General features: G+C 74.0%; 18 protein-coding genes and 1 pseudogene. 7 read left to right on the top strand and 12 right to left on the bottom strand.

Going from position 1 to position 25,607, the window contains the following annotated elements; translation table 11 throughout:
• Positions 1-471 precede the first annotated feature (471 nt).
• A complete protein-coding gene (locus GA0115242_RS27285) occupies positions 472-1,551 on the top strand; it encodes a C40 family peptidase (RefSeq protein ID WP_093833027.1) in 1,080 nt (359 codons plus the stop codon).
• 15 nt (positions 1,552-1,566) lie between these two features.
• Here GA0115242_RS27285 and GA0115242_RS27280 read toward each other — a convergent pair whose 3' ends face one another.
• The gene (locus tag GA0115242_RS27280; RefSeq protein ID WP_093833025.1) at positions 1,567-2,304 is read right to left on the bottom strand and encodes a LuxR C-terminal-related transcriptional regulator; all 738 of its coding nucleotides are present in this window, start codon (positions 2,302-2,304) and stop codon (positions 1,567-1,569) included.
• On the bottom strand, positions 2,301-3,590 hold the full coding sequence (locus tag GA0115242_RS27275; RefSeq protein WP_093833029.1) for an ATP-binding protein: 1,290 nt from the start codon (positions 3,588-3,590) through the stop codon (positions 2,301-2,303). The genes GA0115242_RS27280 and GA0115242_RS27275 overlap by 4 nt, the downstream gene beginning before the upstream one ends.
• Before the next feature lie 201 nt (positions 3,591-3,791).
• Between GA0115242_RS27275 and GA0115242_RS27270 the strand changes: the two genes are divergently transcribed.
• On the top strand, positions 3,792-5,111 hold the full coding sequence (locus tag GA0115242_RS27270) for a PspC domain-containing protein (RefSeq protein WP_093833023.1): 1,320 nt from the start codon (positions 3,792-3,794) through the stop codon (positions 5,109-5,111).
• Positions 5,098-5,337 (top strand): hypothetical protein, encoded by a 240-nt coding sequence (locus tag GA0115242_RS27265; protein WP_093833021.1) that lies wholly within the window; start codon positions 5,098-5,100, stop codon positions 5,335-5,337. The genes GA0115242_RS27270 and GA0115242_RS27265 overlap by 14 nt, the downstream gene beginning before the upstream one ends.
• 92 nt (positions 5,338-5,429) lie before the next feature.
• Here GA0115242_RS27265 and GA0115242_RS27260 read toward each other — a convergent pair whose 3' ends face one another.
• The 3 genes from GA0115242_RS27260 to GA0115242_RS27250 all read right to left on the bottom strand — a co-directional run bounded on the left by GA0115242_RS27260 (position 5,430) and on the right by GA0115242_RS27250 (position 8,307).
• Positions 5,430-5,954 (bottom strand): TQO small subunit DoxD, encoded by a 525-nt coding sequence (locus GA0115242_RS27260; protein ID WP_093833019.1) that lies wholly within the window; start codon positions 5,952-5,954, stop codon positions 5,430-5,432.
• A gap of 151 nt (positions 5,955-6,105) precedes the next feature.
• Positions 6,106-7,401, bottom strand: coding sequence for a hypothetical protein (locus GA0115242_RS27255; protein ID WP_093833017.1), 1,296 nt, complete (start codon positions 7,399-7,401; stop codon positions 6,106-6,108).
• A 111-nt stretch (positions 7,402-7,512) separates the two neighbouring features.
• On the bottom strand, positions 7,513-8,307 hold the full coding sequence (locus tag GA0115242_RS27250; RefSeq protein ID WP_093833015.1) for a class II aldolase/adducin family protein: 795 nt from the start codon (positions 8,305-8,307) through the stop codon (positions 7,513-7,515).
• Positions 8,308-8,448: 141 nt separating this feature from the next.
• On the opposite strand from GA0115242_RS27250, the gene GA0115242_RS27245 reads away from it, so the two are divergent.
• Positions 8,449-8,922 (top strand): pyridoxamine 5'-phosphate oxidase family protein, encoded by a 474-nt coding sequence (locus GA0115242_RS27245; protein ID WP_093833013.1) that lies wholly within the window; start codon positions 8,449-8,451, stop codon positions 8,920-8,922.
• Between the two features lie 3 nt (positions 8,923-8,925).
• Here the strand turns inward: GA0115242_RS27245 and guaA are convergent, their stop codons facing one another.
• Positions 8,926-10,506, bottom strand: coding sequence for a glutamine-hydrolyzing GMP synthase (gene guaA, locus GA0115242_RS27240; RefSeq protein WP_093833011.1), 1,581 nt, complete (start codon positions 10,504-10,506; stop codon positions 8,926-8,928).
• Positions 10,507-10,722: 216 nt separating this feature from the next.
• Here guaA and GA0115242_RS27235 point away from each other — a divergent pair, with 216 nt between their 5' ends.
• Both GA0115242_RS27235 and GA0115242_RS27230 read left to right on the top strand, forming a co-directional pair.
• On the top strand, positions 10,723-11,076 hold the full coding sequence (locus GA0115242_RS27235; protein WP_256089766.1) for a chorismate mutase: 354 nt from the start codon (positions 10,723-10,725) through the stop codon (positions 11,074-11,076).
• A gap of 593 nt (positions 11,077-11,669) precedes the next feature.
• The gene (locus GA0115242_RS27230; protein WP_237549340.1) at positions 11,670-12,671 is read left to right on the top strand and encodes a cell wall protein; all 1,002 of its coding nucleotides are present in this window, start codon (positions 11,670-11,672) and stop codon (positions 12,669-12,671) included.
• A gap of 94 nt (positions 12,672-12,765) precedes the next feature.
• Here the strand turns inward: GA0115242_RS27230 and GA0115242_RS27225 are convergent, their stop codons facing one another.
• Together GA0115242_RS27225 and GA0115242_RS27220 are read right to left on the bottom strand one after the other, a co-directional pair.
• A complete protein-coding gene (locus GA0115242_RS27225; protein ID WP_093833005.1) occupies positions 12,766-14,544 on the bottom strand; it encodes a GMC oxidoreductase in 1,779 nt (592 codons plus the stop codon).
• A 50-nt stretch (positions 14,545-14,594) separates the two neighbouring features.
• On the bottom strand, positions 14,595-16,208 hold the full coding sequence (locus GA0115242_RS27220; protein ID WP_093833003.1) for a succinic semialdehyde dehydrogenase: 1,614 nt from the start codon (positions 16,206-16,208) through the stop codon (positions 14,595-14,597).
• 430 nt (positions 16,209-16,638) lie between these two features.
• Here GA0115242_RS27220 and GA0115242_RS27215 point away from each other — a divergent pair, with 430 nt between their 5' ends.
• Positions 16,639-18,747: a glycosyltransferase family 2 protein gene (locus tag GA0115242_RS27215; RefSeq protein ID WP_161353302.1), complete on the top strand. Its 2,109-nt coding sequence runs from the start codon at positions 16,639-16,641 to the stop codon at positions 18,745-18,747.
• Here GA0115242_RS27215 and GA0115242_RS27210 read toward each other — a convergent pair.
• From GA0115242_RS27210 to GA0115242_RS27195, 4 genes and pseudogenes are all read right to left on the bottom strand, one after another.
• Positions 18,663-20,303, bottom strand: a complete 1,641-nt coding sequence (locus GA0115242_RS27210; RefSeq protein ID WP_093832999.1) for a serine/threonine-protein kinase — start codon at positions 20,301-20,303, stop codon at positions 18,663-18,665. The two genes, GA0115242_RS27215 and GA0115242_RS27210, sit on opposite strands and share 85 nt — an antisense overlap.
• Positions 20,304-20,593: 290 nt before the next feature.
• Positions 20,594-22,183, bottom strand: a complete 1,590-nt coding sequence (locus tag GA0115242_RS27205) for a serine/threonine-protein kinase (RefSeq protein WP_093832997.1) — start codon at positions 22,181-22,183, stop codon at positions 20,594-20,596.
• 75 nt (positions 22,184-22,258) lie between these two features.
• Complete coding sequence (locus GA0115242_RS27200) at positions 22,259-23,917, bottom strand: serine/threonine-protein kinase (protein WP_093832995.1); 1,659 nt, start codon at positions 23,915-23,917, stop codon at positions 22,259-22,261.
• Between the two features lie 209 nt (positions 23,918-24,126).
• Positions 24,127-25,607, bottom strand: a pseudogene (locus GA0115242_RS27195) (serine/threonine protein kinase); the annotation flags it as partial.

The following is a 25,607-nucleotide window of genomic DNA, read 5'->3' as shown; positions in this document are numbered from 1 at the left end:
CGCGCCGGGCGCGGCCGTAAGGCCCGGGGCCAGCGCCGGACGCGGCCGGCCGGGGAGGCCCAGGGCACGCACCAGACGCGGCCGGAGGCCTCCGGCGGGTGCGCCGCGGCGCACCCCCACCGCCCGGTGATGGATATATGCGCCGCATAGCACTCTGTCACCGTCCCGTGACCCGGAATCGTCCGTTCGGTCAGTGCTCCGCGTGATCCGGCCCGCCTCGTGTCCGCGATCCGGTCGGGTGCGGTCGTCGTTCGGTCTCCTTCTTTCAGTTCCGTACATCGCGTTACCGGGCCGTCACCTCCGGGCCTAGCGTCCTCCCCCAGGTGACCGGCTCCCCACCGCCGCCCGGACCAGGGGCGGCAGTCGGACACCACCGCCGAGAAGGTCCGGCGGCGGCCCGCTCCCCCTGTGCGGGCCGCCGCCGGACGCGTGAAACCCCCCGGGCGGTCGGAGAAAGGACGTGCAGTCCACGTGGCAGCGCACCGCAAGCCCAGCCGGCGATCGGTCACCGGCGGTACCGCAAGGGCGGCCCTCACCCTCGCCCTCGCGGGCGTGGCGACGGCGACCGCCTTCGACGGGACCGGCCACGCCGATCCGGAAGCGAACCCGGCCCAGGTGCGCAAGGAGGTCGACCGGCTGTACCGGCAGGCCGAGAGCGCGACCGAGAAGTACAACGGCGCCAAGGAGACGGCGGACGCGGCCGGGAAGCGGCTCGGCACCCTGCGCGACGAGGCCGCCCGCAGGACGGAGGACCTCAACACGGCCCGGGAGGCGCTCGGTTCGTACGCCGCCGCCCAGTACCGCGACGGCGGCCTCGACCCGTCGCTCCAGCTCATGCTGTCGAGCAGCCCCGACCGGTACCTGGACGGCGCCGAGTTCGCCCGGTACGCGGGCGGCAGGCAGGCGGCGGCCGTCGGCACCGTCCGGCAGCGGCTGCGGGAGATCGGGCGGCTGCGCGGGGCGGCGCGGGTCGAGCTGCGGACCCTGAAGGCGCGGCAGGCCGAACTCGACCGGCGCAAGAAGGAGATCGACGGCAAGCTGCGGCGGGCCCGCGCGCTGCTGGCCGGGCTCCCGTCCGCGGACCGCGCGCTCGTCGGCGAGGACGGCACGGGCCGCGCCTCCCGCTCGGGCACCGCCGCGCGCGCCGTCCTGGCGTCGTCCGGGTCCGGGACGGCCGGGTCCACGGCGTCCGCCGCGCCCAACGCCCGGTCGGCAGCGGCCGTCGCGTACGCCTACGCCAAGCTCGGCAGCCCCTACGTGTGGGGCGCGACGGGCCCGAACGCCTTCGACTGCTCGGGCCTCGTCCAGGCGGCGTACCGCGCGGCCGGGGTGTCGCTGCCGCGCACGACGTACGCGCAGATCGGCGCGGGCCGACGTGTCTCCCGCGCCGATCTGCGCCCCGGCGACCTGGTGTTCTTCTACTCCGGCATCAGCCACGTGGGCATCTACGTGGGCGGCGGCCGGATGATCCACGCCCCCAACCCGTCGGCGCCGGTCCGTCTCGCGCCGGTCGACGAGATGCCGTTCGCGGGGGCGACCCGGGTGGTGTGAGCCGGGCCCGGGGCGTCAGACGAGGCGGCGCGCCGTCGCCCAGCGGGTCAGCTCGTGGCGGTTGGAGAGCTGGAGCTTGCGCAGCACCGCCGAGACGTGCGACTCGACCGTCTTCACCGAGATGAACAGCTGCTTGGCGATCTCCTTGTAGGCGTAGCCGCGCGCGATGAGCCGCAGCACCTCGCGCTCGCGCTGGGTGAGGCGGTCGAGGTCCTCGTCGACCGGGGGCGCGTCCGTGGAGGCGAAGGCGTCCAGGACGAATCCGGCCAGCCGGGGCGAGAAGACGGCGTCGCCCTCCTGGACCCGGAAGACGGAGTCGACCAGGTCGGTGCCGGTGATCGTCTTGGTCACGTAGCCCCGGGCGCCGCCGCGGATCACACCGATGACGTCCTCGGCCGCGTCCGACACGGAGAGCGCGAGGAAGCGCACCGGGCGCTCGGCGTCGGCCATCAACGGGGCGCAGCGGCGCAGCACTTCGACCCCGCCGCCGCCGGGCAGGTGGACGTCGAGGAGGACGACCTCGGGGCGGGTCGCGGTGATGACGGTGACCGCCTGGTCGACGTCGGCCGCCTCGCCGACGACCTCCACGCCCGTCTCGTCGGTGCGGCCGATCTCGGCCTGGACCCCGGTGCGGAACATCCGGTGGTCGTCGACGAGGACCACGCGCGCGTGGCGTCCCCCGGGACCTCGCTCGGCGCTCGGCGCGGGCTCGGCCGCTGACGGCGTCGCGTTCGCCTCGGTCGGGTCACTCATGACGTCTCCGCCCTCTCCATCTCCAGCTCGACCTCCGTGCCGCCCCCCGGCACCGCGCGCAGCCGCGCCGTACCGCCGTTGCGCTCCATGCGGCCGATGATCGATTCTCTGACGCCCATGCGGTCGGCGGGTATCGCGTCGAGGTCGAAGCCGGGGCCACGGTCGCGGACCGACACGAAGACCTTCTTCCCCTCGACTTCGGCGTAGACCTGTACCGCGCCGCCCTCGCCACCGTACTTGGCCGCGTTGACCATCGCCTCGCGCGCGGCCTGCATCTGTGCCCCGATCCGTTCGTCGAGCGGGCAGTTGCCGACCACGACGACCTCGATGGGGACGCCGTGCTTGTCCTCCACCTCGGCCGCGCTGCCACGGACCGCGTCGGCGAGGTCGGCCGGTTCCTCCGCCTCGTCCTTGCCGGTGCCCTCCGGTTTGTAGAGCCAGGTGCGCAGGTCACGTTCCTGGGCGCGGGCGAGCCTGCGGACCTCGCCCGCGTTCTCCGCGTTGCGCTGGATCAGCGTCAGGGTGTGCAGCACGGAGTCGTGGACGTGGGCGGCGACCTCGGCGCGCTCCTGGGCGCGGATGCGCATCAGGCGTTCCTCGGAGAGGTCCTGGGTCATCCGGACGAGGTAGGGGCCCGCCAGCAGCGTGATCCCGACCAGGACGGCGAGGGCGGCCTGGAGGACGGAGCCGAGGTGGGCGGCGGAGCCCTGGAGCACGAAGACGCCGCTGACGCCCGCGGTGACCAGCACCACGCCCGCCGCGGCCCGCAGCAGGCTGAGGGTCCGCTTGCGGCGGCCGACCTCGACCCAGCGGGCCCGCCGGGCGTTGTCGGCCTGCCGCCACACCAGCGCGACACCGGCGCCGACGAGCACCAGGGGCAGCAGGTAGGCCTTGGCGCCGTTGCCCACGTTGACGCTGCCGACGAAGACCATGGCCACGACGACCATGAGGAGCAGGGCGACGATCTGGCCCTTGTCGGGGCGGCGGGCGACCAGCCTGCGCCGTCCGTCGGGGGACGTCTCGGTGCTGACCAGGGACAGGGTGCGCTGCTCGCCGACCCCGCCGACGCCCAGCGGCACGAAGAACCAGAACGCGGCGTACAGCAGGGCGCCGAGGCCGTCGGCCAGGAACAGCCCGACGAAGACGAGCCGCACCCAGGCGACGGGCAGCCCGAGGTGCCCGGCGAGTCCCCGCGCCACGCCACCGAGCCACCGTCCGTCGCTGCTGCGGTAGAGCTTGCGCGGCGACCGCGGTTCGGCGAGGGGCGCTGCTGCGGCTTCCGGCATGCCACCGATGGTCACACGCCGCCGGTGGCGGAGCATCAGGGTCGACCCCCGATACTCCCCTGATCTTCACGGACCGCCGGGTCCGCCCGCCGCCGGGGCCCGCGCGGCGCCCCTCCCCCGGCCGCTCTCAGGGACGATCTCAGGGTTCCACCAGGGTCGTCCCGGCTCCCGTCCGCGCGCCCCGCCCGTCACCATGGACCCATGACAGACCACGAGCGCGCCGCGACGGCCCCGGGCCCAGGGCCCGGCACGCCGCAGGCCCCCGAGCCGCCCACCGGGCTCCGCCGCGACCAGCGGCACAAGGTGCTCGCCGGTGTCTGCTCCGGCCTGGGCCGCCAGTGCGACATGGACCCGGTCATCTTCCGCATCACGCTCGCGGTGCTCTCCGCGACCGGCGGCATCGGCCTGGTCTTCTACGGCTTCGCCTGGCTCCTGCTGCCGTACGAGGACGAGGAGAAGAACGAGCTGCGCAAGCTCCTCACCGGCCGGGTGGACGGGCAGGCGCTCGCCGCGGTGCTCTTCGCGCTGGTCGGCTGCGGGGTGTTCCTGTCGATGCTGGGCAACGGCGGGGTGCTGACGTTCGCGGTGATCCTCTCCCTGCTCCTCGCGGGCGCTGGTTACTGGTCGCACCAGCGCGGTGCCCCCGACCCCGATCCGCTGGCCGCCCAGGCCGCCGCCGACGCCCCGCCGGAGGCCAAGGCCCCGCCCGTCACCGGCGGCTACCCGTCCTGGTGGCGCGATCCGATCGTCAAGGACGGCGGGCACCACGGCGGCACCGGTTACCTCTGGGGCCCGCGGGACTCACGGGAGCGCGACATCGCGGCGGCGGTCACCATCGGCCTGGGCGACGTCTGGCGGGACTTCGCCGACCGGCGGCGCCCGGCGCCCCGGCCGCGCGGTCCGCGCCGGATCGGCGGCTGGGTCTTCCTGCTGGCGCTGGGGGCGGGCGCGCTCGGCACCCGGGCCGCCTGGGACGGCCACCCGCTCACCACCAGCCTCCAGGCGGGCCTGGCCTGCGCCCTGGTGGTGCTCGGCCTGGGCATCGCGGTGAGCTGTCTGCTGGGCCGCACGGGCGCGGGGTCGATCATCCTGGCGGTGCTCACCGCGGCCCTGGTGGCCCTGGCGTCGACGCTCCCGAAGGACATCGACACGCACTGGATACGCACCACCTGGCACCCCGCGGCGAGCGCGGAGGTCCGGCCGCGCTACCAACTGGGCACCGGTGTGGGCACCTTGGACCTGAGCGGGCTGAAGCTGGCGAAGGGGCAGACGGTGACGTCGTCGGCGTCGGTCGGCCTGGGGCAGCTCAAGGTGGTCGCGCCGAAGGACGCCACCCTGGAGCTGAACATCGACGTGGGCGCGGGAGACATCCAGTTGCCGGGAGAGAACGCGAAGGACGTGGACGTGCGGCCCGCCAGACATCAGAACGTGACGCTGGTGCCGGAGCGGAGCGTCGGCACGCTCGTCCTCACCCTGGAGGTCGGCCTCGGCCAGGCGGAGGTGACCCGTGCCGCGTCATGAGTTCCAGCCCGGGAAGCTGCTGGCGGGGATGGCCTTCGCGCTCGCGGGCGTGACGTACGCGGGCGACGCGGCCGGCCTCTGGGAGGCGCCCTGGTTCGCGATCGTCCCGATCGTCGTGGGCGGCCTCTGCCTGGCGGGAGCGGCGGCGGTGGTCGCCCAGGCGGCACGGCGGCGCCGCGCACCGCGCCGGGACGGCCCCGCGGACGCACCGCCCGACCGGCCCTGACCGCGCCCCGGCGTTCTGGTCCGCCCCGGCCTCACCCCGGGGTTCCCGTCCGCCACGGCACCGCGCGGCGGACGGGAACGCGGCGCCCGGCGTCAGTAGTCTGCGCCGCGCCGCCGTCGCCTGATCCACGCGTCCACCGAGAGGACGGACGCCCCGGCCAGCACCAGCGGGAGCCAGGCCATCAGGTAGGCCAGGTCGTTGCCGTAGTAGTAGGGGCTGGTGGCCCAGCTCACGGTCAGCCACAGGCTCAGCGAGATCAGCGCCCCGCCAAGCGCCGCGAGGCGGGCCAGCAGTCCGAGCAGGGTGCCGATGCCGACCGCCAACTCGCCGAAGGCGATGGCGTATCCGAAGCCGACCGGGTTTCTGAGCGCCAGGTCGACCAGGGCGGGGATCGCCGACGAGTCCCGCACGGCCCGCATGGTCTCCCCGATGGAGCCGCCCCCGGAGCTCTTGAGGAAGGCGCTGTCCGTCAGCTTGTCGAGGCCCGCGTAGACGAAGGTGACCCCGAGGAAGATCCGCAACGGGAGCAGCGCGTACCGGGCGGCGGTCTCCCGCACTCCCCCGGACCCGCCGCCGGAGTACGGACCGCCCGTGTCCGTACGCATGCCATGTGTCATAACAGCCGCCTCTCGCCCCGAGTGCCGCCCCCTTGGAAACGATACGGACTGAACAAACCCGACGCTCAATCCGCGGGAGAATCGGACGGGGACGGCCGGAGAGAGGCGGTCGGAACCGGCCCCAAGAGGACGGTCGTGACCGGCCGTCGGGTCAGTCGGTGACGTCGATGGCGTAGCCGTGGGTCTCCACCCCGGCCGCGGTGACGACGCGCACCTCCACCCGGCCCGGTTCGACGTCCACCGGCACCGGCACCGTCAGCACGGCGTCCCTGGGGTTGCTGAACCCGCCCGTCACCGGCACCAGCGGCACCCGCACGTCGACGGTCCCGATCCGCACCACCATCCGCGCCAGCCGGTCGGCGCCCTGCGCGCCCGGGGGCACGAACCCGGCGCCCCTGATCTCGATGTCGTCGCCGGTCCTGATGGGACCGTCGAGGTCCCCGGCCTCCCGGGAGCGCACCACGGAGAGGACCACCGGCCGGCCGCCCTCCGCGTACTTCCCGGCGACGTACGTGGCGGCGGAGACGAGCACCACGACGGCGAGCCCCCAGGGCAGGTCGGGGAGCTGGTCGGGCCGCCGGGCCAGCCGGACGGCGGCGAAGACGAGGGCGACCGCGCCGATCACGACGTACTGGATGTCGGCGAAGGTGCCACGCCCGGAGTCGTCGGTGAGCAGGTCGGCGGCCCGGGGCCGGTCCGCCCGCACCTTCTGCAACCGCTGCCCCAGCACCCGCAGCCCGACCACCCGGCGCACCAGCACCGCGATCGCGCACACCACGGCGAGCACCGTGACGACGCCCGCGCCCCGGGCGAGGTCGAGCCCGGCGATCAGCGCGTCCCGCTCCCGGTGGTCGGAGGCGGCGGCCAGCCGCCCGGCCAGCACCAGCACCGCGTAGGCGACGAACAGCACCCACGCCGCGGCGACGGCCCGCGAGGTGGAGAGCCGGTTGTCCTCGCCGATGACGGGGGCGAGCACCCCGCCCCTGCCCCGGTGGAACCAGGCGGCGGCGGTGAGCGCGGCGCCCACCACGGCGGCGGCGAGGAGCCCTCCGGTGCGCGCGCTGCTCCACCCGGCGCCGATCGCGGTGAGCGCCTGCACCAGCAGCAGCACCACGACCGAGCCCCACACCGCGCCGACGGTGCGCGGCCACAGCCCGGCGAGCCAGGCGTCGCCCTCGGCGCGTCCCCGGTCGGCGACGAGCCCGGCGGACTGGGTCAGCTCCTCGGAGACCCACTGCCGGGAGGCGAAGGCGGAGTGCGCGACCCCGGCGGGCAGCCCCCGTCCGGCGGCGAACTCGTCCCGCAGGGAGCGGAACGCGGCCACGGCCAGCCGGTGCCCCTCCCGGGCCCCGTGCGGGCAGCCTCCGCAGGTGCACCCGCCCAGATGCGCGAGGCTCCCCCGCGCTTCGGACGTCCGGGCCGCACCGCTCACCGCGCTGTCCCCCATCCCCCCACCCTCTCCGTTCGCAACTCCCTTGTACCGAGAGCGAATTGTGCCCTAGAAACGTCCTGCTCCGTTTCGCGGTCCACGCGTGCGGGTGACGGCGGGCGCCGTCCGTCAGGACAGCAGGTCCGGCTCGCTGCGGCTGACGTCCTGCCAGACGGGCTGGTAGTTGATCCAGGCGACGAGGTCCCCGCCGAGCTGCTCCCGGGTCGCGACCGCCAGCTTGTGGTCGATGAGCAGGGGGCGTCCGGCGGCCTTGGCGGTGAGCTGGACCTGCGCCGAGCGCTCCATGGACAGGAACCACCAGGCCGCCGCGTCGACGGAGTCGCCGACGGTGAGCAGCCCGTGGTTGCGCAGCACGAGGGCCTTGCGGGAGCCGAGCGCGCCGGCGATCCGCCGCCCCTCGTCGGCGTCGACGGCGACGCCGGTGTACGCGTCGTACAGGGCGTGGTCCTCGTAGAAGGCGCAGCTCTCCTGGGAGATGGGGTCGAGCAGCTCGCCGAGGGCGGACAGCGCGCGCCCGTGCACGGAGTGGCAGTGCGCGACGGCGACGACGTCGTGGCGGGCCGCGTGCACCTGGGCGTGGACGGTGAACGCGGCCTGGTTGACGTGGTAGCGGCCCTCGATGACCTGCCCCTCGGAGTTGGCGAGCACCAGGTCGCTCACGGTGACGTGCTTGAACGGCATGCCGAACGGGTTGACCCAGAAGCAGTTGCTGTACTCGGGGTCGCGCGCGGTGATGTGCCCGGAGACACCGTCCTCGAAGCCGAGCCGGCCGAAGATCCGCAGCGCGCCCGCGAGCCGTTCCTTGCGGTGTCGCCGCTCGTCGTCGAGCGATTCGTGCATCGGCGGCATCGCGAACTGCAGCCGGTCCGTGGGGAGCGGCAGCGGTGGGGTCGGCCCGTGCATGTGGTCCTCCGGCACTGGGGTGCTCTACAGGGGGCGGAAATTACCGTCGGTCAGCGCAGGAGAACAGCATTGTGCTGTAAAGATGACGCACGCGGCTGATTCACGACAGAGGATGTCGGGTTTCCCGGCGAGACTCGCGGCATGACATGGAACTGGACGGCTTTCGCGGCCGCCGAACCGGAGCTGGCGCGCACCGTCGAGGCCCGTTTCGCCCCCTACCCCCACCACGTCCTGGCGACACTGCGCCGGGACGGCTCCCCGCGCACCAGCGGCCTCGAGGTCCGCTTCACGGGCGGCGAGCTGTGGTTCGGCATGATGCCGGACTCCGTCAAGGCCGGTGATCTGCGCCGGGATCCGCGCTTCGCGCTCCAGGCGAACCCGGGGGACGGCACCGGGATGGGCGGTGGTGACGTCCGGGTGGCGGGGCGGGCGTACGAGGTGGTGGACCCGGTGGTGAAGGGGGCGTACGCGGCAGAGGTGGAACCGCCGGAGCCGTTCCACCTCTTCCGCACCGAGCTGACGGAGGTGGTGCGCACCCGCGTCGAGGAGGAGACCTACCTGGTCACGCGGGTCTGGCGGCCGGGCGGACCGGTGCGCACCCTCCGCAGGCGGTAGGGCCTACTCCCACTCGATGGTGCCCGGCGGCTTCGAGGTGACGTCGAGGACGACCCGGTTGACGTCGCGCACCTCGTTGGTGATGCGGGTGGAGATCTTCCCGAGGACCTCGTAGGGCAGCCGCGACCAGTCGGCGGTCATGGCGTCCTCGGAGGAGACCGGGCGCAGCACGATCGGGTGGCCGTAGGTGCGGCCGTCGCCCTGGACGCCGACGCTGCGGACGTCGGCGAGCAGGACCACGGGGCACTGCCAGATCTCGCGGTCGAGACCGGCCGCCGTCAGCTCCTCGCGGGCGATGGCGTCGGCCTCGCGGAGCAGATCGAGGCGGTCCCTGGTGACCTCGCCGACGATGCGGATGCCGAGGCCGGGGCCGGGGAACGGCTGGCGCTGGACGATCTCGTCCGGCAGGCCCAGCTCGGCGCCGACCGCCCTGACCTCGTCCTTGAAGAGCTGGCGCAGCGGCTCGACGAGCTCGAACTCGATGTCGTCGGGGAGGCCGCCGACGTTGTGGTGGGACTTGATGTTGGCGGTGCCGGTGCCGCCGCCGGACTCGACGACGTCCGGGTAGAGGGTGCCCTGCACCAGGAAGGCGACCTCGGGGCCGTCCTCGCGCAGGATCTCCAGCTGGGCCTGCTCGAAGACGCGGATGAACTCCCGGCCGATGATCTTGCGCTTGGTCTCCGGGTCGGAGACCCCGGCCAGCGCGTTCAGGAAGCGCTCGGAGGCGTCGACGACCTTGAGGTTGGCGCCGGTGGCGGCGACGAAGTCCTTCTCGACCTGCTCCGTCTCGCCCTTGCGCATCAGGCCGTGGTCGACGTAGACGCAGGTCAGCTGGGAGCCGATGGCCTTCTGGACGAGGGCGGCGGCGACGGCGGAGTCCACGCCGCCGGAGAGGCCGCAGATGGCGCGCTTGTCGCCGACCTGGGCGCGGATCGCGGCGACCTGCTCCTCGATCACGTTGCCGGTGGTCCAGCTCGGGGTGATGCCCGCGCCCCGGTACAGGAAGTGCTCCAGGACCTGCTGGCCGTGCGTGGAGTGCATGACCTCGGGGTGGTACTGGACCCCGTACAGCTTCTTCTCGTCGTTCTCGAAGGCGGCGACCGGGACCACGTCGGTGGAGGCGGTGACGGTGAAGCCCTCGGGCGCGGCCGAGCAGGCGTCGCCGTGGGACATCCACACCGGCTGCTGGGCGGGGGTGCCCTCGAAGAGGGTGGAGTCGGTTTTGGAGACGGTCAGCGGGGTGCGGCCGTACTCGCGGGCGCCGTTGTCGTCCACGGTGCCGCCGAGGGCCGTCGCCATCAGCTGGAAGCCGTAGCACATGCCGAAGACGGGGACGCCCGCCTCGAAGATCGCGCGGTCCAGGCTCGGGGCGCCCTCCGCGTAGACGGAGGAGGGACCGCCGGAGAGGATGATCGCCGCCGGGTTCCTGGCGAGCATCTCCGCGACCGGCATGGTGCTCGGCACGATCTCGCTGTAGACCCGGGCCTCACGGACGCGACGGGCGATGAGCTGGGCGTACTGCGCGCCGAAGTCGACGACCAGGACGGTGTCGGGGGCGGCGGCAGTAGGGGTCGCTGGTGACACGGGAGCCTTCCGGCGGTGGGGCGAGGGTCTGTGTGTCCACCGATTCTACCGAGGCGGCCGGGTGCCGGACTCCCCGTGGCATACTGACCGCATGCTCACCCAGACGACCTTCCTCTTTACCTATGGCAACCGGTCCGCCGGCTGCCATGGTCGTCCTGCTTGAGCTGAACGCCGAGCGACTTCCCAGGCGCCCCGGGCCGACAAGGCCCGGGGCGTCTGCCGTCTGTCCGGGGCCGTCGCCTCCGGGGCACCGTCCGACCCAGACGACCAGGAGCCCCCGACATGACCCTCAGCACAGCGGAGAAGACCGGCGCCCGCACCTCCGAGGCCGCCGACGTGATCACCGGCGCGCGGGAGCGCGTCGACGCGCTCGACGACCGGATCATCGGGCTGATCCAGGAACGGATGGCCGTCTCGGCGGTGATCCAGGACGCGCGGATCGCCTCCGGCGGACGGCGGGTGAACCTCTCCCGCGAGATGGAGGTGCTCGGCCACTACAGCGACGCCCTCGGCAGGCCGGGCACCGGCCTGGCGATGACGCTCCTGGAGCTGTGCCGGGGTCGCATCTGAGTTCGGGCTCCGTCTCACCCGTACGGAGCGTGACCGCCCCGGGAACCGCTTCGTTGGTCCCGATGTCCGTGCCAGCCAGGGGCGGGCCCGCACCATCCACGCGTGGCTCGCTGGAGCGATGAGACACATGGAACGTGCCGTGTGTCGTGGGACCTCGCTCCGGCATCCGTGACCGGACGGCAGGGGACAGCAGCCCGGTCACGCAAGAGAACGGTCGGCTCCGGGGACGCCCGGGGCCGGCCGCCGGAACCGACCCGCCCGGCCCCGTTCGGTCGACCGCCCGGCCCCTCCCAGAACGACACGACGAGCGGCGCAACCCCCCGGCGCCGCTTCCCGCGCACCGGTGTCACCCCCCCCGGCACCGGTGCCGACGGCGAAGGCCCCGCGGCACACGTCCCGCGGGGCCTTCGCCCGTCTCGGGGGAGCGCCGACCGCCGGATGTGCGGGTGCGACGCAGGTCACATAAAGGTTCTGTGAATGTGCGGGCAACCATTCACAGGTTCGAGCGGTCACACCACTGAGATCAACAGCTGTCACCAGCCACAGCCAGTGGCACCGAAAGCCCGGGGGGCTTCATGAGAATCCGTCGCGCCATGAGAGTGGCCGCCGCCACCGCCGTCATCGCACCGCTGGCGCTGCTGTCCGCGCCGCTCGCGTCCGCGGACGAGGAGCCGTCGCAGTCGGCGTCGCCGTCGGTCAGCGAGTCCGTGACCGAGGAGCCGACGGAGGTTCCCACCAGCGAACCGGCCTCCCCCACCGCGTCCGAGACCGGACTGCCGAGCGAGACGCCCGCCCCCAGCGAGTCGGTGACCTCGTCGCCGTCCGCCGGCGCCTCCCCGACCGGCTCGGCCTCGCCCGAGCCCTCCGAGTCCGCCGAACCGACCCCGCCGGACGTCCCGTTCTGCGAGGACCTCGACGAGGACTACTCGGGCGCGAAGGTGTCCGCGGACATCAAGGGCCTGCCCGGCAAGATCGTCGCGGGCGACGGCTTCCACGCCTTCCAGCTGGCCGTCAGGAACGACTCGAAGGCCGCCATCGACGGCGTCGCCTTCTACGCCGAGATCGAGAACTACGAGCTGGACGAGGCGAAGTACCTCAGCCCGTACGTCGACCTGGAGTTCAAGAACCCGCAGTCGGGTTCCTGGGAGCGCATCGGCGACAACGACTGGGCCGGCGACTACTTCTTCTACGTCGACGACCTGAAGCCGGGCGCCACCGAGACCGTCAGCCTGCGCGTCTCCATCGGCGCCAAGGCCCCGGCCGGTGACGCCTACTCCTTCGGCTCGGGCGCCTACGTCGACGACGTCGAGGGCCAGGAGTGCATCGCCGAGGGCTGGGCGCAGTACGACTTCGAGGTCCTGAAGCCCGGCGCCGCCAACCCCGACCCGGGCACCGCCACCCCGAACGAGGGCGGCGACAAGGGCTCGGTGAAGCGGCCGCAGGGTGACGTCTCCGCGCTGCCGACCGGCAACCTCGCCGCGACCGGCGCCGGTTCGGCGCTCCCGGTGATCGGCCTGGTGGGCGGTGTCGCGGTGGTCGCCGGGGCCGGTGCGGTCCTCGCCGTGCGGCGCCGCAGGGGCTCGGCCGTCGCCTGACCCGCTTGATCCTGGCGGGAGATGACCGCCGTACGGAGGAAGGACCCGCGTTCGGAGGGGAACGCGGGTCCTTCCTTTCTCCGTCCCGCGCCGGTCACTTCTTCGGCGGGACCGCCGGGATGCCGAGGAACGGCAGCCGCAGCGCGCCGAACGCCTCCGCCGGGACCGCGGGGGCGACCGGCTCGACCGGGGCGAGGCGCCGGTACTCCTCGCCCTGCGCCGGACGGGGGTCCTCCTCGCCCCGGTTGGGCCAGTACGACATCGCCCGCTCGGCCTGCGCGGTGATGGTGAGGGACGGGTTCACGCCCAGGTTGGCGGAGACCGCGGAGCCGTCGACGACGGAGATCCCGGGGTGGCCCCACAGGCGGTGGTAGGGGTCGATGACGCCGCTCTCCCGGGAGGCGCCGATCGGGCAGCCGCCGAGGAAGTGGGCGGTGAGCGGAGTGCCCATCAGCTCCCCGACGTTGGAGCCCGCGAAGCCGTTGATCTCGGCGGCGATCGCGGCGGCGCCCTCCGAAGCGGCCCTGATCTGCTTGGGGTTGGGCGAGCCGTGGCCCTGCCGCGCGGTGAGCAGGCCCCTGCCGACGCCGTCCGGTTTCAGGTACGTCGTCAGGGAGTTGTCCAGCGACTGCATGACCAGGCCGATGATGGTCCGCTCCGACCAGCGCCGATTGGAGAGCGAGCGCAGCACCAGCAGCGGGTGCCTGACGGACTGGCGCAGCCAGGCCAGCACCCGCGACGAGCCCTCGGTGTACGGCACTTGGAGGATGGACAGGCCGCCCATCGAGTTGGAGCCCTTGCCGTAGCGGACCGGTTCGATGTGGGTGTCGGCGTCCGGGTGGATCGACGAGGTGATGGCGACCCCGCGGGTGAAGTCGACCCGGGCCTGTCCGGTGGCCCTGCGGTAGCGCCGGTCGTCGGTCTGGGCGCCGACCAGGGCCTCCGAGTTGGTGCGGGTCAGCTCCCCCAGCCTGTCGGAGAGGTACGGCAGTTGTCCGCCCGCCTTCATCCGGTGCAGCAGGGTCTGGGTGCCGTAGGTGCCGGCCGCGAGGACCACCCGGCGGGCGGTGAGGGTGCGGCCGCGGGAGCGGCGGCCGCCGTCGGTCGGCAGGGTGGCGACGGCGTACCCGCCGCGCGAGTCGTCGGTGACCGAGACGACCGTCGTCATGGGGTGGACGACCGCGCCCGCCTTCTCGGCGAGGTGCAGGTAGTTCTCGTTGAGGGTGTTCTTCGCGCCGTGGCGGCAGCCGGTCATGCACTCGCCGCACTCGACGCACGCCTTCCGTTCGGGTCCCGCGCCGCCGAAGTACGGGTCGGGCGCGGACTCCCCCGGGCGGACGGCGGGCGATCCGCCGGCGTCCTCGCCGTCCCCGAAGTAGACGCCGACCGGCGCCATGTGGAAGGTGTCGCCGACGCCCATCCGCTGGGCCGCCGCCTTCAGGTGGACGTCGGAGGGGGTCATCGTCGGGTTGAGCCGGACCCCGAGCATGCGCCGCGCCTGGTCGTAGTACGGCGTCAACTCCGCCTGCCAGTCGGTGATCCCGCGCCACTGGGGGTCGTCGAAGAACGGCTTCGGCGGCACGTAGAGGGTGTTGGCGTAGTTGAGGGACCCGCCGCCGACGCCCGCCCCGGCCAGGACCATGACGTTGCCCAGCAGATGGATGCGCTGAATGCCGTACATGCCGAGCCGGGGCGCCCAGAGGTAGTTGCGCAGGTCCCAGGAGTTGCGGGGCAGGGACTCCCGGGTGAAGCGGCGCCCGGCCTCCAGGACCCCGACGCGGTAGCCCTTCTCCGTCAGGCGCAGGGCGGTCACACTGCCGCCGAAGCCCGATCCGACGACGATGACGTCGTAGTCGTAGGTGTCCTGGGGCACGTGTGCTCCTCGTCGGGTGTCCGTGCGGATGGTGGGTTCGCGGGCGGCGGCTACCGCAGGCGCAGGGCCTTCATCACCCGCAGGCTGCGGCTCATGAACCGCGCGTACTGCTCGTCGTCCATGCCGAGCGAGGGCGCCATCGGCAGCACCCGCTGGGTGGCGACCGTCTGGGCCTCGGTGTACTTGAGGATGCCCTCCGAGCCGTGCCGGCGGCCGAGGCCCGAGTCCTTCATGCCGCCCATCGGGGACTGGACGCTGCCGTAGGCGGACGCGTAGCCCTCGTTGACGTTGACGGTGCCGGTGCGCAGCCGGGCCGCGACGGCGGCGCCGCGCCGGGCGTTGCGCGTCCACACCGACGAATTGAGGCCGTAGGGCGTGGAGTTGGCGTGCTCGATCGCCTGCTCGTCGGTGCCGAAGCGGTAGATCGAGACGACGGGTCCGAAGGTCTCCTCGGTGCACACGGCCATCGCGTCCTCGACGCCGTCCAAAATGGTCGGCTCGTAGAAGTAGGGGCCGATGTCCGGGCGGGCCACCCCGCCGGTGACGACGGTGGCGCCCTGGGCGACGGCCTCCTCGACGTGCCGGGTGACGGTCTCCAGCTGGCGTTCGCCGACCAGGGAGCCCATGTCGGCGCCGTAGGCGAGGGAGCGGCCCAGGCGCATCGCCCTGGTGCGGGCGGCGAAGCGGTCGAGGAAGGCGTCCGCGATCGACTCGTGGACGTACAACCGCTCGATGGAGATGCAGAGTTGGCCGGCCGAGGAGAAGCAGGCGCGGACCGCGCCCGCCGCCGCCTTCTCCACGTCGGCGTCCTCCAGGACCAGCATGGCGTTCTTGCCGCCGAGTTCGAGGGAGACGCCGACCAGCCGGGCCGCCGCGCCCCGGGCGACCTCGCGGCCGGTGCGGGTGGAGCCGGTGAACGAGACGTAGTCGGCGTGCCGGACCACCTCGGGTCCGACGACGGGTCCCTCGCCGAGGACGACCTGGAAGACGCCGACGGGCAGCCCCGCCTCGACGAGCAGGTCGCGGGCCCACAGGGCGGTCAGGCAGGTCTCGGTGTCGGGCTTCATGACGACGGCGTTGCCCGCGGCGAAGGCGGGGAGCGCGTCGCCGACGGACAGCTCCAGGGGGTAGTTCCAGGGCGCGATCTGGCCGACGACCCCGCGCGGATGGCGCAGCTCGGTCACCTTGGTGAGGGTCGGCACGGCGCCGGTGTGCCGCCTGGGCCGCAGATAGGCGGGCGCCTTGCGGCCGTAGTGGCGGGCCGCGACGGCGACGGCCTGGACCTCCTCGTGGGCGTGCAGGCGCGCCTTGCCGGTCTCGAGCTGGATGAGGTCGAGGACCTCGCCCTGGCGGGCCAGGAGCAGGTCGTGGAAGCGCAGCAGGACGGCCGCCCGCCGGGCCACCGGGGTCCGCTCCCAGACGGCCTGCGCCCGGCGGGCCGCCGCGAACGCGCTCGCGACGTCCTCGGGCGTCGACTCCGGCAGGTCGGCGAGCTTCTCACCGGTGAAGGGCGTGTGGTTGGCGGTGCGTCCGGAGCCGACCACACCCCTGGTGAGCTGGGCGATCAGCTCGGGGGTGACCACGTCGGCGGCGGTGCGGGCGCCCTCGGGTGCGGGGGCGAGCGGGTTGGTGCCGGTCAGTTCCGGGGCCTGCGAGTCCGTCATGACGGGCAGGTTATGCCGGGACGGAGGCTTTGGGTACCCGTCGGTAACGCGGCTTCACCGACCACACACACGGCGCCAGTGGGCACTGGCAACGAACCCCCTGATCAGCGCGTTGTCCGGGGGCGCACGCCCCGCGACAACCGATCTCCCGCACGCCGGGGACCCGATCCCGCGCGCACCCCGGCCCGACCGGATCCACGCCGGACCCACGCCGGACCCACGCCGGACTCACGATCGGCTCCCCGCCGGATCTCCGACCGGACGCACGACCGGTTCGCGCCCGGAGCGGACCGGAAAATAAATGGCGACGGAAACAAAAGAACATGTTCATTCAATATCGATAGGCCACGGAATAGGAATCGGCCGCGTGATACGTTCACGCTCCCCCGCACAATTGGAGAGCGCGACCATGCCCGGCCCCACCGTTTCGGTGATTATCGCCGCGTACAACGCGATGCCTTATCTGACGCGTTGTGTCACCTCCGCCGCCGAACAGACCATCGGCCGGGACGTGCTGGAGGTCATCGTCGTGGACGACGGCTCCACCGACGGCACCGCCGCCGAACTGGAACGGCTGAACGCCCTCTACCCCGACCTCCTGCGGATCTTTCGGCAGGAGAACTCCGGGGGCCCGTCCGCACCCCGCAACCTCGGGCTCGACCACGCCCGCGGCCGGTTCGTCTTCTTCCTCGACGCCGACGACCACCTGGGCGCCGAGGCCCTGGAACGCATGGTCGCCACCGCCGAGCGCCACGCCACCGACGTCGTCCTGGGCCGGACCGTCGGCGTCGGCGGACGCGGCGCACCGGCGTCCATGTTCGACCGGAACCAGCCGCGCACCGACGTGTTCTCCTCCCGCGTGTGGTGGACCCTCAATCCGATGAAACTGTTCCGCCGCGCATTACTGGAACGGCACGCGCTGCGATTCCCGACCGATCTGCCGATCGGCGAGGACCAGGTGTTCACCGGCGCCGCCTATCTGCACGCCGACGGAATCTCCGTCGTCGCCGACTACGACTGCCTCTACTGGGTGCAGCGCGAGGACGGCGGCAACATCACCCGGCGGCTGCGCGGGAGCGAACCCCGGGTGCGGTTCCTGCCCCGCGTCGTCCGCCTGCTCCTGGACCACGTCCCGGCGGGCCCCGGCCGCGACCACCTCGCCCACCGGCACCTCACGGTCGACGTCCGGAACATCGTCGCCGGACACCTGGTCCACGAGCCGCGCGCCACCCAGCGCGCGATGCTCGCCCGGCTCGCCGACGCCGTCGAGCCGCTGCTGCACGAGGGGATGCGCGAGCGGCTCTCCGCGATGGCCCGGCTGCGGCTGCACCTGGTGAGCCACCGCATGCTCGACGAGCTGATCGCCCTCGTCGCCTTCGAGCGGGACCTCGAACGCGGCGGGGCGGCCACCCCGCTCCTGGTCGAGAACGGCCGCGCCTACGCCCGTTACCCGTTCCTGCGCGACCCCGGCCGGGCCGTCCCCGACCACTGCTACGACGTCACCGACCGGCTCGGCGTCCGCCATCACCTCACCCGGGCCGAACTCGACGGCGCCACCCTCCACCTGGCCGGTCACGCCTATCTGCACCGGGTGCCCACCCTCGACGTCGGCACCGAACTCGTCCTGCGCGAACGGGAGTCGGGCGTGGAGCACCGGCTGCCGGTCACCCCCGCCGCGACCCCGGGGCTCGGCGCCGACGAGGACGGGGGCCGGTTCGCCTACGACCTCGCCGGGTTCACGGCCCGCGTCGACGTCACCACCGCGGCGGGCGGCGCGCCCCTCACCGACGGCCTCTGGGACGTCTCCCTCGCGGTCGGCGCGCAGGGCCTCAGCCGGGAGACCCGCATCGGGCGCACCCGGGCGGGCGACGTCTCCGGCGCCACCAGGACCCATGTCGTGCCCGACGGCAACACCCTGCGCGCCGTCACCCTCTACACGACGCGGCCGCACGGCAACCTCACCCTCGACCTGGGGGAGCGCAAGCACGCCGTGCTCTCCCACCTGACCGTCGACGGCGTGCGCTGGGCCGGTGGCGCACCCGCGGCCGAGCTGGAGATCAACGGCCTGTGCACGCTGGCCGGTTACCCCGAGGGCGCCCTGCGCGTGGTCCTCGACGACGGCACGGGCACCGCCGCGTCGTTCACCGCCCGGCGCGACGGGGACGTCGGCTTCGTCGCCCGGATCCCGGTCACCCGCCTCACCTCGGGCGACTGGGGCGGCGAACTGCGGCTCGGACCCTGGGCGTCGCCGCTGCCGCCGCTGCCCGCCGCGCTCCCGCCCGCCAAGTGGCGCCGCAACGGGCTGCCCCGGTACGCGAAACCGGCGCCGGGCGGCGCGGCCCGGGGCGGTTCGCGCTGCGGGTGGCCCGCACGGCGCTGCTGCGCGCCCTGCTGCGCCGGTGCGCGCTCCCCCGGAGCGGCTGACCCCGCCCGCCCCGGGCCGGACACCCGCCGTCACAGGGTGTGGACGTCCCAGTTGGCCAGGGCCGTCGCGGCGATCCTGCGGCCCTCCTCGGTGAAGTGGCCCGCGCCCGGGTAGTCGATCCAGATCGTGTACATGTCGCCGTTCCCGGCGCGGTAGTAGAGGGCCCGTGCCTCGCGCGGCCGGGGGGCCGTGGAGTCCGCGGTGGTGTACCGGACGGTGTTCTCCCCCGCGTCCCGGTCCCGGTACCTCGCGCCCTGCGGCTTGCCCACCGGGACCGGCTTGGCGGCGATGTCCCAGCTGTAGCGGCCGCCCTTGACGACGCCCCAGTCCGCGACCGCCCTCTCCAGGGCGGTGCCGGGGATCTCGTCGTTCGTGTCCTCGGCCTTGATGTCCCGGTCGACGCGGATCCAGACGGCGCCGCTCGGATCGCTGAACAGGGCGTCGGTGCCGTCGGAGTCGGGGATCTCCTCCTTGGTGAAGGCGGTCGGCACGGCGATCGTCATGCCGGCGCGGCTGCCGAGGCCGCGCTCCGTCCAGCCGTCAGGCAGCGGGCCCGCGAACGGGTCGGCCACCACCAGATAGCCGGCCAGCGCCGCCGCGACGACCGCCGCGCCCAGCGCCGTCCACGCCCTGCGCCCGAGCCGCAGGCCCCGGGTGACCACCCGGACCTCCTGGGTCGGCACCGGCGCCGGAGGGTGGGCGACCTCGGTGAGCAGCGCCCTGACCCGGGCCGCGTCCGGCCTCAGCGCCGGGTCCTTGCGGAGCAGTCCGTCGAGCACCTCGGCCAGCGGTCCCGGTGCCCCCGCGGGCGGCGCGGGCACGGCGTTGAGGACCGACTGGAGCGTCGCCGGGGTGTTGCTGCGGCGGAACGGCGAGACGCCCTCCGTCGCCGCGTACAGCACCACGCCGAGCGACCACAGGTCGGAGGCCGGGCCGGGACGGTGGCCGAGGACCCGCTCCGGGGCGATGTACTCGGGCGAGCCGACGAAGCCGCCGGTGTCGGTCAGATCCGTCTCGCCGTCGATCTGCGCGATGCCGAAGTCGGTGAGGACGACCCGGTCGTGCCGTCCGAGCAGGACGTTGTCCGGCTTCACGTCCCGGTGCAGGATGCCCGCCGCGTGCGCCGCCTCCAGCGCGCCGAGGACCTGGAGGCCGATCCGCGCCGCCTCCCGCGCGTCCAGGGTGCCCTCCTGGAGCACGCTGCCCAGCGAGCGGCCGCGCACCAGCTCCATGACGATCCACGGGCGGCCCTCGACGACGGCGACGTCGTGGACGCCGACCACGGCGGGGTGGTCGAGGCGGGCGGCGGCACGCGCCTCGCGGCGCATCCGCTCGTAGGCGGTGGCGCGTTCCCGCTCGGGAAGGGTGTCGGGGACGCGGGGCTCCTTCACGGCGACCTCCCGGTCCACCGTCTCGTCCCTGGCCCGCCACACCGTGCCCATCCCGCCGTGCCCGAGCTTGTCGAGGAGCCGGTAGCGGCCGCCGATCAGCCGCCCGGAACCGGGGTCGCCTGGCTCCCCGGGGGACGCCTGGCGGGGCGCGACCACCGGGGCGGGTGTCGCGTACGGGTTGTCGGGGACCGGTACGGCGACCGGCGGACCGGGCGGTTGCAGAGCGAAACTCGTCGGCTCGTCCGACCGCCCTCTCGGGGCTCCCCCGTCGCTGTTCATGAACCATCCATACCGCGCCGGGCGCCGCGCCAGCCACCACGCGCGGACCGCGGTCACAGACCCGTGACGCGGGACGCCGCATATCTCCCGGTATGCGGCTGGTTCGCGGGGGGGGAGGGCGTAGTTCCGGGCACGGGGGGGTGGGGTTTCGGTCACGAGGGGGGTGCGGGGGCGAGGTCCCGGGCGCGGGACGGGGGCCCTGGCACGGTGTCGGGACGGGGTCCCGGACACTGGGGCGATTTCCCGGGCGCGGGGAGGGGAGATGGCGTGGGGTCCGGGCTGGGGTGCGTTCAGGTGCGGGTGAACGTGTCCACCGCGACGTCGAAGTACTCCCCGGCCTCCCGCGCCCGCCCGGTCGGCGCCGACATCCACACGTCGTAGAGGCGGCCGCCCTCCTCCCAGCACAGGTCGCGGATGTGCCGCGGGCCGCCGGTCGCGGATGTGCCGTCCCAGGTGAACTCCCGCAGCGCGGCCGGGAATCCGTGCCGGGTCGTCCCGGTGACCCGGTCGTCGCGGTACCCGGGGTGCAGGGAGGGACCGGCGGCGGCCGCCCTGCGCAGCACGCCGAGCGGGCCGCCGCGCTCCGGTGCGCCGACCTCGACGCCGAGCCGGAAGGTCTCCCCCGGCGACAGGTAGAGGACACGCCCGTCCCGCGTCGCGCGGGTGAAGCGCTCGGGCACCGCGAGGGAGAAACCGGCGGGGTCGTGGACGACCCGGTAGCCGGACGGCGCGGGCCGCCCCGAGGGGGTGCGGCTCCCCGTGCCCGAGCCGCTCGGGGAGGCGGTCGCCGTCGTCGGGCCCGCCGTCGGGGCGGAGGTCACGGCGGTCGGGCCGTCCGGACCGCCGTGCCGGTGGCCCTCGCTGATCAGCAGGGCCGCCGCCGAGACGCCCGCTCCGGCCGTCGCGGCGACCAGCAACGCCAGTACCAGGAACCGCCGTTCGGAGCGGCCCCGGCCGGGGACCACGGGCGGCACCGGACGGTCGGGGGCCTCGTGGGCGGCCCGGTCGCCCGACGGGCGGCAGGGCGGCGGGGCCGGGGTGCGGCCGGTGGCGAGGTAGACCCGGAGCATCTCCTGGGCGCGGGCCGCGTCAAGCCGCTGTCGCGGATCGCGCTCCAGCAGGCCCCGGACCACCGGCAGCAGCGGGGCGGCCTGCGCGGGCGGGCGGATCTCGGCGGTGACGACGGCGTGCAGGATGCCGCCCAACGAGTCGCGGCGGAAGGGGGATTCACCGCTCAGCGCGGTGCACAGCAGCGCGCCCAGCGACCAGAGGTCGGACTCGGGGCCGGTCGGCGCCCCCGACATCCGCTCCGGCGCCGTGTACTCGGGCGAGCCGACGAACGCGCCGCTCTCGGTGAGGGTGGGCGCCCCCGCGACCTGCGCGATGCCGAAGTCGGTGAGGACGACCCGGTCGCCGGCCGGGTCGAGGAGGACGTTGGCCGGTTTGAGGTCGCGGTGCAGCACACCGGCCGCGTGGGCGGTGGCGAGCGCGCCGAGCAGCGCGATCCCGATCCGGGCGGCCTCGGCGGCGTCGACCGGTCCGCGTGCCGCGATCCGGTCGGCGAGCGAGCCGCCCTCCAGTAACTCCATAACGAGGTACGGCCGTTCACCGTCCTCGACGACGTCGTGGACGACGACGATGTGCGGGTGGTGCAGCCGCGCGACCGCGCGGGCCTCGCGCAGCGCGCGGTCCCGCACCCGGCGGGCCTCCTCGGCCGAGGCGGTGTCGTCGAGTTCGAGGGGGATCTCCTTGACGGCGACCTGGCGGCCGAGGAGGTCGTCGTAGGCCCGCCAGACCACGCCCATGCCCCCGCGCCCGAGCCGCGCCCGCAGCCGGTACCGGCCCGCGATGACCCGGCCGTGGTCCCCCTCGGTCCCCATACGTCCCATCATGCCGTACCGGACGAACCGGCTCCGGGGCGCCGATCGGCCAAAACCGGCGCACGACCGACGCGTTCAGGAGGCGGACGTCTCCTGCCAGCCGCGCAGGATCGACGTGAACTGCCGGGCGGCGGTCTTCCAGTCGGCGGCGGGCGCGGACACGTAGAGCGCGTACTCGTGCCCGGCGCGGGACATGTACGTCTCCTCGATCGCCCGGCGCGGCCCGGGGAACGGCGTGTCCTTGGCCTGCGCCGACCAGGTGTACTCCCAGAGCGAGCCGGGGCGGTCGCGGTAGATGTTCTTCTCCAGCTTCACCCGCTGGTAGTCGACCAGCCGGTGCAACTGCTGGTCCAGGTCGAGCTGGTGGGCGTACGCGTCGTTGAAGTCGGGCGAGGTGTCGATGGCGATGCGGACGAAGTGCTCGCCGCCGTCCGGCGTGTAGTCGACCTGCCTGAGGTCGCCGTTGACGTCGACGACCTGCCGCTCGTACCCGGCGGGCAGATAGACGCTGAAGCCCCACGGGTCGTCGTAGCGCTGCCAGTCGGAGGGCACGTCCCCGCCCGGCTCGCCGCTCGGCGACGGCGAGGCCGAGGGCGTCGGGTCCGCGGGCGCGCCGGTCCCCGGGGAGTCGTCGCGGCCGTTCCCCCAGTGCTGGAGCACCACCACGGTGGAGCCCGCGACGACCATCGCGATCGCCATCGAGAGCAGGACGTAGCGCAGCCCGCGCCGCCGCCGGGCCCGGGACGCGTCTGGGTCGGACATGGGGCCCGTGCCGCCGGGGTGACCACCGGGGCCGGGGTGCCCGGCTGCCTGCGGCGGGTACGGCGTCCCCGCCGCGACGGGGACGTGCGTGGTCGGCGCGGTGTTGGCCTCCAGGGCGCCGTGCTGGGTCGACAGGTACGCCTGGGCGTCCTGCGGGCGGCGTCCCTCGGCCGCCTCCGCGAGGAGCTGCTCGGTCTCGGCGGCGTCGGGGCGGGCCGCGGGGTCCTTGTGCAGCAGCGCGCCGATGACGGGAGCCAGCGGACCGGCGTGGCGGGACTCGGGGACCTCGTCCTCGACCACCGCCTGCATGGTGGAGAGCGGTGACGTGCGGCGGAACGGCGATCTGCCCTCCACCGCCGTGTACAGCGTGGCGCCCAGCGCCCACAGGTCGGAGGACGGGCCGGGGTCCTGGCCGCGCACCCGCTCCGGGGCCAGGTAGTCGACCGAGCCGACGACCTCGCCGGTCCTGGTGATCGTCGAGTCGCCCTCGATCTGCGCTATGCCGAAGTCGGTGATGAGCACCCGGCCGTCGTGCCCGATGAGGACGTTGCCCGGCTTGACGTCCCGGTGCAGCACCCCGGCGGTGTGCGCGGCCCGCAGCGCCCGCAGCACCCACATCCCGATCCGGGCGGCCTCGGCGGGCTCGATGCGCCCGCGCTCCTTGACCGCGTCCGCCAGCGAGTACCCCTCGACCAGCTCCATCACGATCCACGGGCGGCCGTCGTGCTCCAGCACGTCGTGCACGGTGACGACGGCGGAGTGGTTGATCCGCGCGGCGGCGCGGGCCTCGGAGCGGGTGCGCGCGAGCAGCCGGTCGCGGTCGCTCTCGGAGACATAGAGCGCGGCCGTCAACTCCTTGATCGCGACAGCCCGATGCAGCACTTCGTCATGGGCGCGCCATACGCGCCCCATGCCCCCGCTGCCGATCGACTCGACGAGCCGGTAACGGCCCGCCACGAGCTGGCCCTGCATCTGATTCACGTCGCCCCGCAATGCTCTTGACAGGGTCAGACTAGGGACCGGGCGGCACTCAGGGAACCAGGGGGGTGCCAAGGAGACAGCTCTGTGACGGTTGTCGCTTCCCCGCGTCCAGGACAACCTTTCGCCGACGTCACGCACCGTGGACCGGCCGATTCGGCAGGTCACCGAGCGCGTTGGGGCGAGACCGGCGGAAAACCGGGTCAGCCGGTCACTTCGTACGTCTGCGAGGCCTGCTCGTAAAGCCGCGTCACCTCGTCCCGTTCGGACTCCGGTCCGCGCACCTGCACCACGTGGTACCGCCCGGCGATCAGGATCGCGAGGTTGCGCACGTACAGATCGTGCCCGGAGTCGTCGGTCCAGGTGAACTGGCCCTCGGCCATGGTCCGTCCGCCGACCTGTATCTCCTTCAGGCCGGTCGCGGTGGCCCAGCTCGAGTCGCGGTAGGGCTGCAACTCCCGCTCGTCGTCCCGCTGGTAGTCCATCGGGGCGCCGCCGTAGGACTGCGCGCTGTCCCGCCCGGGGACGACGATCAGCTCGAAGTCGCCGTGCGAGTAGACCACTTGGCCGCTGCCGTTCTTCGGGGTGCGGGTCCACCCCTTCGCCACCGCGATCTGGAACCCGGTGGAGTCCTTGCGCAGGGTGAAGCCGGGCGCGGCGCCGTCGGTCTGGGTCTCGGTGGCGCCCCCGGACCGGGACGGGCTCGGCCCGCCCTGCGGCGCGCTCTCCCCGGACGACGGCTCGGCGCTCGCCGACGACCGCTCGGGCCCCGGGCTCGCCTCCCCCGCGGCGCCGCCCTTGGCGCCCCGGCCGGTGCCCTCCTGGTCCGCCTTCGGCATGAACACCATCGCGTACGCGACCGCCCCGGCCAGCAGGAGCAGCACCAGCAGGAGCAGGTTGCGGCCGAGCTTGCGCGGCGAACCCTCCTCCTGCCGGCCCCGCTTGTGCCGTCCGTGCGCGGTGGTCGCGGGCAGCCCGGCCCGCCGCCTGCGCACCAGTTCGCCGCGTCGGCGCACCACCGGCAGCCTGCTGATGTCGACGGGCGGCGCGGCCACCAGGTGCACACCGGCGTCGGGTTCGGGCGCGGAGCGCACCAACGAGCGCAGCCAGCCCCGCAGTTCCTCGAAGTCCAGGCGGTCGGTGGGGTCCTGGCGCAGCAGCGACTCCACGACCGGCCGCAGCGGGCCGCACTCCTCCGCGAAGGCGGGCGGCTCCGAGCAGACCATCTGCACCAGTTCGGCGGTCGACTCCTCCGGGTAGGGCGCGTGCCCCTGGACCGCCCGGTACAGCAGCGCGCCCAGCGCCCACAGGTCGGTCGCGGGGCCGATGGGCGCGGCCAGTTGCCAGTTCTCGTGCACGGGTACGGCCTGTTCAGGCGCCCACCGCTCGGTCACCGGGCCCACCACGGCCATCCGGGCCTGCCGTGCCCGCTCGGCGGCGAGCGCGGTCGCGGGCCCGCGCCGGGGGGCGGGGACGGTGGCGGAGACCAGGTCGTCCCAGTGCGCCGGCGGTCCGGCCGCCCCGGCGTCGGTGGAGCCACCGGAGGGCGGGAGGGCGGGCGTGCCGTGGGAGGCACCGGTCACGGCGGGATACGGCCCCGGCCCACCGGGCGAACGGGGGCCGGACGCCGGGGAGTCGGGGTCGCCGGTGCTCTGACCCCGGCACACCGGAGGCGGGGGCGGCT

The organism is Streptomyces sp. SolWspMP-5a-2 (genome assembly GCF_900091845.1).
Taxonomy (GTDB): Bacteria; Actinomycetota; Actinomycetes; order Streptomycetales; family Streptomycetaceae; genus Streptomyces; species Streptomyces doudnae.
This window is presented reverse-complemented; position numbering and strand designations above follow the sequence as displayed.